This is a genomic window from Faecalimonas sp. (assembly GCA_029264305.1).
Lineage (GTDB): Bacteria > Bacillota > Clostridia > Lachnospirales > Lachnospiraceae > Faecalimonas.
Genome location: JARICA010000017.1, coordinates 126095 through 139131, shown reverse-complemented (window position 1 = coordinate 139131; position 13037 = coordinate 126095). Strand labels below are relative to the sequence as shown.

The following is a 13037-nucleotide window of genomic DNA, read 5'->3' as shown; positions in this document are numbered from 1 at the left end:
CATTTGAAATTGAAATTCGTTACAATATGAATGTCTAAGCATAGAGGGGTATTGTAGTTTTGATGAAGAATTACAAGGAGGATTTTATGCGTAGAAAGCTGTATTATTGTTTGGGAATTTGTATAATGATTTGTATATTTGCTAGTTGTCAAAAGAAGGAAACAGTTCAACTTGAAGAAGTGAAGAAGAATGAAGCACCGCAAAAGAAAGAGAAAGATGTAGAGAAGATACAGGTTGTGTATGTTTGTGGGGCAGTACAAAAGCCAGGAGTTTATAGAATGCCTGCAGGGAGCAGAATCTATGAAGCTATTGAAATGGCTGGAGGAATGACGGAGCAAGCTGATGAAGCAGCTTTAAATCAAGCTGAAAAAGTGAAAGATGCGGAGCAAATTTATGTTCCTGAGAAGGTGAATGAGAAAGCTGAAGAAGAAAAATTGCAAAAAGAGGATGGTAAAATCAATTTGAATACAGCGACAGAAGAAGAACTAATGAGTTTACCTGGAATTGGACAGTCAAAGGCAAAAAGTATTATACAATATAGAGAGAAAAAAGGAAGATTCCAATCAGTTGAGGAAATTATGCAAATTGAAGGAATCAAAAGTGGAGTGTTTAATAAAATAAAAGAACAGATTGTAGTGAGATAAGGGAGAAAATTATGGGAAAAAAAGTTTTGGTTGTGGATGACGAAAAACTTATTGTAAAGGGAATACGTTTTAGTCTAGAACAAGATGGGATGGAAGTGGATTGTGCATACGATGGTGAAGAAGCATTGGAGAAAGCCAAAGAGAATGAATATGATTTAATTCTATTAGATGTGATGCTTCCAAAGTATACAGGATTTGAAGTGTGTCAGATGATAAGAGAGTTTTCAGATGTTCCCGTTGTTATGTTGACAGCAAAAGGCGATGATATGGATAAGATTTTAGGATTAGAATATGGAGCGGATGATTACATAACAAAACCATTTAATATATTAGAAGTAAAGGCGCGTATTAAGGCGATTATGCGTCGTACGAGTAAAAATGTAAAAGAGAAAGAAGATAAAAATATTATTGTGAAAAATGATATGAAAGTGGACCGACAAAGCAGGAGAGTATATGTTGGAAATGCAGAAATCAATTTAACAGCAAAAGAGTTTGATTTACTTGAACTTTTGGCAACAAATCCAGATAAAGTCTACAGCAGAGAAGAGCTACTTAATATTGTTTGGGGATATGAATATCCAGGTGATGCAAGAACAGTTGATGTTCATGTTAGACGACTTCGGGAGAAGATAGAGCCAAATCCGAGTGAGCCGAAATATGTGTATACAAAGTGGGGAGTTGGTTACTATTTTAGGGGTTAAAGAGAAAATGAAAAACAAGTTTTTCAAAAGTTTGCGATTTCGCATTCTTTTGTTACTTGTTGTTTTTGGAATTGTTCCATGTACGATTTTAAAATCTACAATTTTAAATAATTATATGGAAAAAATGGTGTTTGTAAGAACAGCGGAAATTCAGAATCAATGTACAATTCTATCAAATCAGTTCAAAAGTTATAATTATTTGATCGATGCCAAGTCTGAAGTGGTTAATGCGGAATTAACACAACTTTCCAATATTTATAATGGACGTATTTTAGTAATTAATGATGAATTTCGGATTGTAAAAGATACATATGAATTGGAAGAGGGGAAAACTGTTGTTTCGGAAGATGTTTTAAAATGTTATCAAGGAAAAGGAACAATTTATCATGATCAAAAAAATCACTACGCTGAGGTGACGATACCTGTTAAAGATGGGAAAAAGGTGGTAGGTGTTATTTTGATGAGTGTTTCTACAGATGCTATTTTAAACAATCAAGCAGAAGTGGAAACGAAAGCAACAATTATTGTTATTACAATAGCGTTAATTATTTTGCTTTTATCGTTTGTTTTGTCTGCACTTATGGTAAGACCTTTTGCAAGAATTACAAAATCTATCGAAGATGTAAATGAAGGATATGATTCAGATAATCTTCATGAGGATGCTTATACAGAAACAACGCTGATTTCAGATGCGTTTAATAAAATGCTTGGAAGGTTGAAAATAGTTGATGATTCAAGACAAGAATTTGTGTCTAACGTATCACACGAGTTAAAAACACCGCTTACTTCTATGAAGGTGCTTGCGGACTCCCTACTTGCACAAGAAGATGTTCCGGTAGAATTATATCAAGAATTTATGGGTGATATTGCAGAAGAAATAGAAAGAGAGAATAAGATTATTAATGATTTACTTTCTCTTGTGAAAATGGATAAAACAACAATGAATTTGACTGTACAATCAGAAAATATTAATGAACTAGTGGAGCGTATTTTAAAACGTCTTCGTCCAATAGCAGCACAACGCAATATTGAACTTGTATTTGAATCTTTTCGTCCAGTAACTGCAGAGGTTGATGAAGTAAAATTAACTTTAGCGTTGTCGAATCTTGTTGAGAATGCTATTAAGTATAATAAGGATGATGGATGGGTACATGTTTCTTTAAATGCGGATCATAAATATTTTTATGTAAAAGTGGCAGATTCGGGAATTGGAATTGCAAAAGAAGATACAGAACATATATTTGAAAGATTTTATCGAGTTGATAAGTCTCATTCAAGAGAAATCGGTGGAACAGGACTTGGACTTGCAATAACGCGAAATGCAATAGTTATGCATAGAGGTGCAGTGAAAGTGTATAGTGAAGAAGGTGAAGGAACAACGTTTACTGTGCGTGTTCCGTTGACGTATATTGTCTAAAAGAGGTGAGCTATATGAAGAAGCAAAAAAGAATACTAATAATAGGTTTATTACTCCTTGTGCTTTTTTCAGGGTGTCAAACAAAAGAGAAAGAAAGTCAAAAAGGTCCATTTCTTTATTATGCAAATATGGAAGAGACTGCACTAGAAAAAGAAACTTATAAAATAAAGGAAAAAAAGACTGACAAAGCAGTTGCTAAAATGCTTGAAAGTTTGGCGAAGACGCCAGAAAATATTGAATTAAAGGCATCTATTCCTTCAAAAGTGAAGATTAAAAAAGTAAATCTAAAAGCAAATGAAGTTCACATTTATATGAATGAGAAATATGCGGAATTGGGAGAAGTAGAAGAAATTCTTTGTCGTGCTTCTATTGTGCAATCATTAACACAAATAGAGGGAATTGAAAAAGTGGCGTTTTATATTGGGGAGGAACCACTTAAGAGCAAAAGTGGTGAAGTTATAGGTTTTATGAAAGCAGATTCTTTTGTGCGGGATACAAAAAGTGCTTTGAAATCTAGTCAACAAACAACTTTAACGTTATTTTTCCCAAATGAGAAAGGGAATGGGCTTCTCTCCGAAAAAGTAAATGTAAGATATGCAGGCGATACGTCTATTGAAAAACTAGTTATCGAACAGTTGATGAAAGGACCAGAAATGAATGGGAGAAAACAACTATTATCTCCACAAGTAAAGGTGTTAAATGTTTCGGTAAAGGACGGGATATGTTATGTGAATTTTGACAAGCAATTTTTAGAACAGAAATATGACGTTGAACCGAAAGTGATTATTTATGGTATTGTTAATTCGTTAATTAGTAATGGAAAAGCAAGTCGTGTGCAAATTGCGGTGGAAGGGAAAACATCGATAAAATTTCAAGAAACAGTTTATTTAAATGAACTTCTTGATAGAAATATGGAATTAGTAGAGCAAAAGTAATGAGAAAAAGACCATTTTGTTTGGTTTGTGTTGGAATTATTACGATGCAAATTTTTTTACTTGTGGCGGGAATAAGGAAAATGGTTCCTGCCACAGATACTTTTAACAGTTTGGAAGAAAAACAAGTTCATGCATTAGGGTGTATTTATAAAAAGGAAACAAGTTCTAATGGACAAATCTTATATCTGAAAGATGTACATATTCAACATCAAAATCACAAATTAGAAAATATAAGAATAATAGTATATAACAAGCAAAAAAGGAAGTTTGCTCTTGGAAACAAAATTTTTGTTTCTGGAAAACTTCGTTTTTTTGATGAACCTAGAAATTTTGGAAATTATAATTCTAAATTTTATTATGAAAAACAAGGAATACTTATCTCAATATCTTCGACAAAAATTAAAATTGTATCAAGAAATGTTTGGTTGGTTCGAAATTGGTTAGAAACTCTGAGAGAAAAATGTGATCAAAGTATATGTGAAGTCTTAGGGAAGGAAAAAGGAAAAATAATTAGTGCAATCTTATTAGGAGAAAAAAGGGAAATAAGTTCAAAATGGAAAGAATTATACCAAGTGAATGGAATAGGGCATATTCTAGCAATTTCCGGTTTGCATTTATCATTTATAGGAACCCTTTTTTATAGTAGTTTTCGGAAGATGGGCTGGTCCTATAAAAGTGCGGGAGGTATAGTTATTGTATTGATGACGCTGTATGTGCTAATGACGGGAGCAGCGGTGTCTACTTTAAGGGCATTGATTATGTTGGCTATAAAAATTGGTGCAGATATTACAGGACGAGTATATGATTTGGCAACAAGTCTTAGTATATCGGCAATAATAGTAATTTGTTGGCGACCACAATATCTTTTTGATTCGGGATTTTTATTTTCTTTTGGTGCCGTTTTGGGCATTCTTTTGTTAAAACCAATTTTGGAAATGTTGTTTCCTAGTAAGAAAAAATGGGTGCAATCGATTTATGCTAGCTTAGCAATTCAATTATTTTTAATTCCAATTACGCTATATTTCTTTTTTGAAATTCCAACATACGCGTTTTTCTTAAATATGGTTATTATTCCTGTTATGTCATTGTTATTGGGAATGGCGGTTGTGGGGATGTTGTTAATATATATTTGGAAACCTTTTGGTACATTCGTTTTAAAAGGAAGTGGCATTTTTGTGACAATATATAATTATTTATGTGAATGGATATTAGAATTACCAAAACCAAGAATTGTTTTAGGAAAACCGGAATGGTGGCAAGTGGTATTATTTTACTTCACTTTGATTATTTATATTTTGTATATGCAAAGGAAAGGGGAAAAAGAGGATAAAACATATAGAAAAAGAATCCTTTTTTTCAGTATTTTTATGATAGTTATTCCGCATCATTTTTCAAGTGGGAAGTTAGAAATAGACATGTTAGATGTGGGACAAGGAGATGGGATTTTTCTGTGTGGACCTCAAAAAAACACTTATTTTATTGATGGTGGTAGTAGTGATGTGAAACAAGTTGGGAAATATAGAATCGAACCTTTTTTAAAAGCAAAAGGGGTGAAAACTTTAAACTATGTTTTTATTTCACATGGAGATTTGGACCATTTAAGTGGAATTGATGAAATGTTAGAGAGACAGAAAATAGGAGTAGCTATTGAAAATCTTGTTCTTCCAGTAAAAGAAGTGTGGGATGAAACACTGACAAAATTGGCAAATAAGGCATTGCGTTATGGAACTAAAGTATTTGTGTTAGGAAAGGGAGAAAGATTAAAGGAGGGAGAAATGGAACTAGAGTGTGTCTTTCCAGATTGCACATATAATGGAAAAGTGGGGAATGAAAGTTCGATGGTACTTTCTTTACAATATAGAAAGTTTGATGCATTATTTACAGGAGATATTGAAGGAGAAGGGGAGGAAGAGTTACAAAATGAGATAAAGCAAACATATGATGTGTTAAAAGTAGCACATCACGGTTCAAAGCATTCAACAAAAAAAGAAGTTTTAGATAAAGTAGGAGTGAAAATAGCAATTATTTCTAGTGGAAGAAAAAATTCTTATGGACATCCGCACAAAGAATTATTAAAAAGGCTTGAGGAAAAGAAGATAAAAGTATATGCTACAAAAGAAAAAGGATGCATAACGATCAATACCGACGGAAAGAAAATGGAGTTAGAGTGTTATTTATTTCCCTTGCAGAAAAATTGAGATTTGATTATACTGAAAAGAGAATACATGTGAGGTAAAAATAATGAAAAGTCTGAATGAAGATTTAAAGACGAGAAAATTCAAGCAGATTTATCTTCTGTTTGGAGAAGAAAATTATTTAAAGAAACAATATAAAGACAAATTGAGCAAGGCAATTATTTCTGCTGATGATACAATGAATTATGCTTATTACGAAGGGAAGGGAATTGATGTAAAAGAAATCATTGATTTGGCAGAGACGATGCCATTTTTTAGTACTTGTAGATTGATTGTTATTGAAAATTCTGGTTTTTTTAAAAATGCAACACCAGAACTTGCTGAATATATAAAAAATATTCCTGAAACAACGTACTTTATTTTTGTGGAAAAGGAATTGGATAAGAGAGGAAAATTATATAAAGCAGTAAAAGATAAGGGCCGAATTGTAGAACTTGCTAAACAAGATGAAAAAACATTGGTGCGTTGGATTTATGGAAATGTGAAAAAAGAAGGAAAGCAGATTACAGAGTCAACCATTCGTTATTTATTAGCAAAGTGTGGGACAGATATGGAAAATTTACAAAAAGAAATGGAAAAATTGTTTTGTTATACTTTAGATAAAGAAGTTATTGAGTTGAAGGATATAGATACAATTTGTACTACACAGATTACGAACGAGATTTTTGATATGGTAAATGCAGTTGCAGAGAAAAAACAGAAGAGAGCACTGGATAGATATTATGATTTACTGGCTTTGAAAGAACCTGCAATGCGCATTTTATATTTACTTTCCAGACAGTTTCGCCTATTGATGGAAGTAAAAGAAATGGTAGAACAAGGGTATGGTAAAAAAGAAATTGCCTCCAAAGCAGGTCTACATCCTTTTGCAGTAGGGAAATATATAGAGCAGTCAAAAAGATTTTCGCAAAAAGAACTGAGAAGTATTTTGGAAGAAAGTGTAGATATAGAAGAACGGGTAAAGACTGGAAGATTAGGAGATGTGTTGGCGGTAGAACTTTTCATTGTCAAATACTCTTCAAATAGTGTATAATAATCAATTAGATTAGAATAATTGGAGGAACAAACGTGGCAGGAATAGAACAAAGTAAAATACGAAATTTTTGCATTATTGCACATATAGATCATGGTAAGTCAACTTTAGCTGACCGCATTATCGAAAAAACAGGATTATTAACTAGTAGAGAAATGCAGTCACAAGTTCTTGATAATATGGAATTAGAAAGAGAACGTGGAATTACAATTAAAGCACAGACAGTTCGTACTGTATATCGTGCGAAAAATGGTGAAGAATATATTTTTAATTTGATTGATACACCAGGGCATGTGGATTTTAATTATGAGGTATCTAGAAGTCTTGCTGCTTGCGACGGTGCAATACTTGTAGTTGATGCTGCACAAGGGGTAGAGGCACAGACATTAGCTAATGTTTATTTGGCATTAGATCACGATTTAGATGTTATGCCAGTTATTAATAAAGTGGATTTACCGAGTGCAGAACCTGAGCGTGTTATCGAGGAAATTGAAGATGTGATTGGAATTGAGGCAGAAGATGCACCACGTATTTCAGCAAAAACAGGATTGAATGTAGATGAAGTATTAGAACAGATTGTACAGAAAATTCCTGCGCCTACAGGAGATGCAGATGCTCCTTTACAAGCATTGATTTTTGATTCTGTATATGATTCATACAAAGGTGTTATTGTATTTTGTAGAATTAAAGAAGGAAGAGTGAAAAAAGGCACGACCATTCAGATGATGGCGACAGGTGCAAAGGCTGAAGTAGTAGAGGTTGGATATTTTGGCGCAGGACAGTTTATTCCTTGTGATGAATTAAATGCCGGAATGGTTGGATATATTACAGCAAGCCTTAAAAATGTAAAAGATACACGCGTAGGTGATACGATTACAAATGCAGCAAATCCTTGTAAAGAAGCACTTCCAGGATATAAGAAAGTACAGCCAATGGTGTATTGTGGTATGTATCCTGCAGATGGAGCGAAATATCAAGATTTGAGAGATGCTTTGGAAAAGTTGCAGTTAAATGATGCTGCACTTCAATTTGAGCCAGAAACTTCTATTGCATTAGGGTTTGGTTTCCGTTGTGGATTTTTAGGTCTTCTTCACTTGGAAATTATCCAAGAACGTTTAGAGAGAGAATATAATTTGGATTTGGTAACAACAGCGCCGGGGGTTATTTACAAAGTACATAAAACAAATGGGGAAGTTATTGATTTGACAAATCCATCAAATCTTCCAGATCCTGCTGAAATAGATTACATGGAAGAACCTATGGTAAAAGCAGAAATTATGGTTACTTCTGAATTCATTGGGGCGATAATGGATCTTTGTCAAGAAAGACGAGGAGTGTATCAAGGAATGGAATATATTGAAGAAACAAGAGCGGTTCTGCAGTATCATCTACCATTAAACGAGATTATTTATGACTTCTTCGATGCATTAAAATCACGTTCGAGAGGGTATGCTTCTTTTGATTATGAAATGCTTGGTTACGAAAAATCAGAATTGGTTAAATTAGATATTCTTATTAATAAAGAAGAAGTAGATGCACTATCTTTCATTGTATTCAGCGGAAGTGCTTATGAACGTGGAAGAAAAATGTGTGAAAAGTTGAAGGAAGAAATACCAAGACAGTTGTTTGAAATACCAATACAAGCTGCAGTAGGAAGTAAAATCATTGCAAGAGAAACGGTAAAAGCAATGCGCAAAGACGTACTTGCAAAATGTTACGGAGGAGATATTTCCCGTAAAAGAAAATTATTAGAAAAACAAAAAGAAGGAAAGAAAAGAATGCGTCAGGTGGGAAATGTAGAAATTCCACAGAAAGCATTTATGAGTGTATTGAAATTAGATGATAAATAACTTTAATTGGGGACGTAGTAAAATTGAGAAATGCTATGTCCCCAATTAAAGTTAATCGAGAGGATGAAGATGAAAAAAGATTTAGAATTATATATTCATATTCCGTTTTGTGTTAAAAAGTGTGCATATTGTGATTTTTTATCAGGAACAGCAAATCAAGAAACAATAGAAGAGTATGTACAAGCTCTTATTCGTGAAATAGAGTCATTTGAAGATATGAAAAAGAGATATCAAGTAGTCACGGTTTTTGTGGGTGGTGGTACACCATCTGTTTTAGATGGTCAGCAAATAGAGAGAGTTTTTAGAGCATTAGGAGAAAAGTTTGCAATGGAAAGTGTAACCGAGGCGACAATTGAGGTAAATCCAGGAACAATTTCAAGAGAAAAACTAAGATCATATAAACGTGCTGGTATAAATCGAATTAGTTTTGGCTTACAGTCAGCAAATAACGAGGAATTAAAGCAGTTAGGTAGAATACATACATATGAAGAATTTTTAGAAAGTTATATGTTAGCTAGAGAAGAAGGGTTTGATAATATTAATGTTGATTTAATTTCTGCTATACCCAACCAGACGATAGAAAGTTGGAAAAGTACAGTGGATAAGGTTTTGGAATTGAAACCAGAACATATTTCGGCATATAGTTTGATTGTAGAAGAAGGAACACCTTTTGAAAAAATGTATGGTGAAGATGGTTGTAGGAAAGAAGAACTTCCAGATGAAGATGAGGAACGTATGATTTACCAAAAAACGAAAGAGTGGTTTAAGGAAGCGGGATATGAACGGTACGAAATTTCTAACTATGCAAAGAAAGGGTATGCTTGTAGACATAATCTTGGCTATTGGGAAAGAAAAGAGTATTTAGGTTTAGGACTTGGGGCATCTTCTCTTTTAGGAAATGTACGTTTTCAGAATACGATAGAAATGAATAAATATTTAGAAACCTCAGCTGATGTAGAAAAGAGAAAACAGAATGAGGAGATATTGACAAAAGAGGAAGAGTTGGAGGAAATAATTTTTTTGGGCTTACGAAAAATGGAAGGTATTTTAAAAAAGGACGTAGAAACTTTTTGTGGAAAGCAAATAGAAAAGATGATTTCTCAAGGATTTTTGGAGGAGATAAAAGGGAGAGTCCGTTTGACAGATAAAGGAATTGATATAAGTAACTATGTATTTGCAGAACTATTATTGTAAATATATGTGGAAATAGCTGATAAGTAAAAAGGAGAGAGAAACATGGTATATAACGAAGTGTTAGAAAAAGCTAGACAGGAAGTGGGGCCGTATTGTAAGGCTTGTCCAGTATGTAATGGGAAAGCGTGTAAAAATCAGATGCCAGGACCAGGAGCAAAAGGAATAGGAGATACAGCTATACGTAATTATGAAAAATGGAAAGAAATTCGTTTGCAAATGGATACAATTGGAAAAAATCAAAAAGCAGATACAACTTTTCATATTTTTGGGAAAACTTTTCGCTATCCACTATTTGCGGGGCCGGTAGGTGCAGTTAATTTACATTACGGGAAAAAATATAATGATGAATCTTACAATAACATTTTAGTTTCAGCTTGTGCAGAAGCGGGAATTGCTGCTATGACAGGGGATGGTGTAAATGATAATGTTATGAAGGTTGCTACAGAAGCAATAAGAAAAGCCAATGGAATCGGAATACCGACAGTCAAACCATGGGATATGGAGAAAGTAAAAGAAAAAATGCAATTGGCAGATGCGTCCGGGGCGTTTGCAGTGGCAATGGACATAGATGCAGCAGGGTTACCATTTTTACAGGCGGAAAAATCAGGTGCAGGAAGAAAATCAGTAGAAGAGTTACATCGTATTGCGAAAAGCACATATGCTCCATTTATTGTAAAAGGAGTAATGACTGTTCGAGGAGCATTAAAGGCAGAGGCTGCGGGAGCGGATGCGATTGTAGTTTCAAATCATGGTGGAAGAGTGTTGGATCAATGTCCAGCGACAGCTGAAGTGCTTGAAGAAATTGCAAATGCAGTTAAAGGAAAGATGAAAATATTTGTAGATGGCGGTATTCGTTCGGGAGCAGATGTATTTAAGGCAATTGCCTTAGGTGCAGACGGAGTAATTATTTGTAGGCCTTTTGTAACTGCGTTATATGGTGGTGGAGAAGAAGGAGTAAAATTATATATAAATAAGATAGGACAGGAACTTACAGATGCAATGGAAATGTGTGGTGCAAATTCTCTGAAAGACATTACGAAAGAAATGATTTGGCGTTCTTAAAAAAGATATGTGGAATTGTATTATGAATATTAAAAAATGTTTTAACAATGTACCGACCCCTAAAAGTTTGACATAAAAAATCTAACTTTTGGGGGTCGCCTCATATTCCAACATTTATTTTATGTATTTAGAAAATAGAGTTCTAAGTCAATAGTTATAATCCTAAAAACTATAAAAAATATATAAACACTGTTGACAAACGAAAAACATAGTGCTATCTTAATATTCGTAAGGTGTTAGCACTCGAAAGTTATGAGTGCTAATAAAAAGAAAAGGAGGTAAAAGATGAAGTCAAATCAGGAACTAGATGCGAGAAAGATGAAGATTCTCCAAACAATCATCAAAACGTATTTAGAAACAGGTGAACCGGTTGGCTCAAGAACAATTTCAAAGTATACAGACTTGAATTTGAGTTCTGCGACGATAAGAAATGAAATGGCTGATTTGGAAGATTTGGGCTACATTATTCAACCTCATACATCAGCAGGGAGAATTCCTTCGGACAAAGGATATCGACTTTATGTTGATATGCTGATGGAAGAAAAAGAGCAGGAAGTCACCGGTATGAAAGAACAGATGCTTGAAAAAGCAGATAAGATGGATCAATTATTAAAACAGGTGGCTAAGGTGTTAGCAAATAGCACTAATTATGCAACGATGATTTCTGCTCCAACTTATAATAGGAATAAATTAAAATTCATTCAGCTATCACAAGTAGATGAAAATCAGATTATTGCTGTTATCGTAATGGAAGGAAATATCATAAAAAATAAGATTGTGACCGTATCAGAGTGTTTAGGAAATGAAACATTATTGAAATTAAATATGTTGCTAAATACAAATTTGAACGGAATGTCTATTGAAGAAATCAATCTAGGGATGATAGCAAGATTAAAAGAACAAGCAGGTATTCACAGCAAAGTCATTAGTGAAGTGTTAGATGCAGTTGCTGAAGCAATACAGATAGATAATGATTTGGAAATTTACACAAGTGGGGCAACCAATATTTTTAAATATCCTGAATTAAGTGATAATCAAAGTGCACAAGAAATTATTAGTGCATTTGAGGAAAAACAACAATTAGCAAGTCTTGTGACAGAAACACTTTCTAGCGAAGATAATAAAGGGATTCAGGTATATATAGGAAATGAAACACCTGTACGCACGATGAAAGATTGTAGTGTTGTAACAGCAACATATGAATTAGGAGAAGGTATGCAGGGAACGATAGGAATTATTGGTCCTAAAAGAATGGATTATGAAAATGTAATGAGGACGCTAAAGACACTGATGGCAGAGTTGGATGCGATATTTCATAAAGAACATTAGAAAGGTGGAATACCGGTGGAAAAAAAGATGAGTAATGAAGAAATGGTGAAAGAGGCTGTGGAAGAGGCAAAGAAAAATGCTCAGACAGAAAGTGAAGAAACAGATGAAACTGTTGAAGAAGTAGAGGCAGAGGTAGAAGAAACAGAATCGACTGAAGAGGATAAAAAAGATAAAAAATTATTTAAACGTAAGCCAAAGAAAGATAAGAAAGATGAGCAAATTGAAGATTTAACAGATAAGCTTACAAGACAAATGGCTGAGTTTGATAATTATCGTAAACGTACAGAAAAAGAAAAAACAGCGATGTACGAAATTGGAGCAAAAGAAGTAGTTGAAAAAATCTTACCGGTCGTAGATAACTTTGAAAGAGGTTTGACAGCAGTTCCAGACGAGCAAAAAGAAGATTCTTTTGTAGCTGGAATGGAAATGATTTATAAACAAATTATGACTACATTGGAAGAAATTGGGGTAAAACCAATTGAAGCCGTAGGGAAAGAGTTTAATCCTGATTTTCATAATGCGGTAATGCATGTTGAAGATGAAGAACTTGGAGAAAATATTGTGGCGGAAGAATTTCAAAAAGGATATATGTATAAAGAAAGTGTAGTACGCCATAGTATGGTAAAGGTAGCTAACTAAGCAATTAGAAAAGTATAGAACTTTATAAATAGTATATA

The 13037-nt window shown here is 33.7% G+C and carries 11 protein-coding genes; all 11 read left to right on the top strand.

From position 1 onward, the window contains the following. Window positions 1-86 precede the first annotated feature (86 nt). Window positions 87-644 (top strand): helix-hairpin-helix domain-containing protein, encoded by a 558-nt coding sequence (locus tag ACY2U7_RS05170; protein ID WP_461811674.1) that lies wholly within the window; start codon window positions 87-89, stop codon window positions 642-644. 11 nt (window positions 645-655) lie between these two features. Next, window positions 656-1345, top strand: a complete 690-nt coding sequence (locus tag ACY2U7_RS05165; RefSeq protein ID WP_461811675.1) for a response regulator transcription factor — start codon at window positions 656-658, stop codon at window positions 1343-1345. Next, window positions 1302-2762, top strand: a complete 1461-nt coding sequence (locus tag ACY2U7_RS05160) for a sensor histidine kinase (protein WP_461811676.1) — start codon at window positions 1302-1304, stop codon at window positions 2760-2762. Before ACY2U7_RS05165 ends, ACY2U7_RS05160 begins: the two co-directional genes overlap by 44 nt. 14 nt (window positions 2763-2776) lie before the next feature. After that, window positions 2777-3697: a GerMN domain-containing protein gene (locus ACY2U7_RS05155; RefSeq protein WP_461815992.1), complete on the top strand. Its 921-nt coding sequence runs from the start codon at window positions 2777-2779 to the stop codon at window positions 3695-3697. Next, complete coding sequence (locus ACY2U7_RS05150) at window positions 3697-5895, top strand: DNA internalization-related competence protein ComEC/Rec2 (protein WP_461811678.1); 2199 nt, start codon at window positions 3697-3699, stop codon at window positions 5893-5895. Before ACY2U7_RS05155 ends, ACY2U7_RS05150 begins: the two co-directional genes overlap by 1 nt. 43 nt (window positions 5896-5938) lie before the next feature. Next, the gene (gene holA / locus ACY2U7_RS05145; protein WP_461811679.1) at window positions 5939-6925 is read left to right on the top strand and encodes a DNA polymerase III subunit delta; all 987 of its coding nucleotides are present in this window, start codon (window positions 5939-5941) and stop codon (window positions 6923-6925) included. Between the two features lie 35 nt (window positions 6926-6960). Continuing rightward, entirely contained in the window at window positions 6961-8775 is a 1815-nt protein-coding gene (gene lepA, locus ACY2U7_RS05140) for a translation elongation factor 4 (RefSeq protein WP_461811680.1), read from the top strand. 69 nt (window positions 8776-8844) lie between these two features. After that, window positions 8845-9969, top strand: coding sequence for a radical SAM family heme chaperone HemW (gene hemW, locus ACY2U7_RS05135; protein WP_461815991.1), 1125 nt, complete (start codon window positions 8845-8847; stop codon window positions 9967-9969). A gap of 42 nt (window positions 9970-10011) precedes the next feature. Continuing rightward, window positions 10012-11031, top strand: coding sequence for an alpha-hydroxy-acid oxidizing protein (locus ACY2U7_RS05130; protein WP_461811682.1), 1020 nt, complete (start codon window positions 10012-10014; stop codon window positions 11029-11031). Between the two features lie 285 nt (window positions 11032-11316). After that, window positions 11317-12360 (top strand): heat-inducible transcriptional repressor HrcA, encoded by a 1044-nt coding sequence (gene hrcA, locus ACY2U7_RS05125; RefSeq protein ID WP_461811683.1) that lies wholly within the window; start codon window positions 11317-11319, stop codon window positions 12358-12360. A 27-nt stretch (window positions 12361-12387) separates the two neighbouring features. Continuing rightward, on the top strand, window positions 12388-12999 hold the full coding sequence (gene grpE / locus ACY2U7_RS05120) for a nucleotide exchange factor GrpE (RefSeq protein WP_461811697.1): 612 nt from the start codon (window positions 12388-12390) through the stop codon (window positions 12997-12999). Window positions 13000-13037 lie beyond the last annotated feature (38 nt).

Excerpts from the sequence above, each read along its gene's own strand:
- ACY2U7_RS05170 (WP_461811674.1), top strand. The coding sequence starts at position 87 with ATGCGTAGAAAGCTGTATTATTGTTTGGGAATTTGTATAATGATTTGT.
- ACY2U7_RS05130 (WP_461811682.1), top strand. The coding sequence starts at position 10,012 with ATGGTATATAACGAAGTGTTAGAAAAAGCTAGACAGGAAGTGGGGCCG.
- ACY2U7_RS05165 (WP_461811675.1), top strand. The coding sequence starts at position 656 with ATGGGAAAAAAAGTTTTGGTTGTGGATGACGAAAAACTTATTGTAAAG.
- hemW (WP_461815991.1), top strand. The coding sequence starts at position 8,845 with ATGAAAAAAGATTTAGAATTATATATTCATATTCCGTTTTGTGTTAAA.
- ACY2U7_RS05160 (WP_461811676.1), top strand. The coding sequence starts at position 1,302 with ATGTGTATACAAAGTGGGGAGTTGGTTACTATTTTAGGGGTTAAAGAG.
- ACY2U7_RS05150 (WP_461811678.1), top strand. The coding sequence starts at position 3,697 with ATGAGAAAAAGACCATTTTGTTTGGTTTGTGTTGGAATTATTACGATG.
- holA (WP_461811679.1), top strand. The coding sequence starts at position 5,939 with ATGAAAAGTCTGAATGAAGATTTAAAGACGAGAAAATTCAAGCAGATT.
- ACY2U7_RS05155 (WP_461815992.1), top strand. The coding sequence starts at position 2,777 with ATGAAGAAGCAAAAAAGAATACTAATAATAGGTTTATTACTCCTTGTG.
- grpE (WP_461811697.1), top strand. The coding sequence starts at position 12,388 with ATGAGTAATGAAGAAATGGTGAAAGAGGCTGTGGAAGAGGCAAAGAAA.
- hrcA (WP_461811683.1), top strand. The coding sequence starts at position 11,317 with ATGAAGTCAAATCAGGAACTAGATGCGAGAAAGATGAAGATTCTCCAA.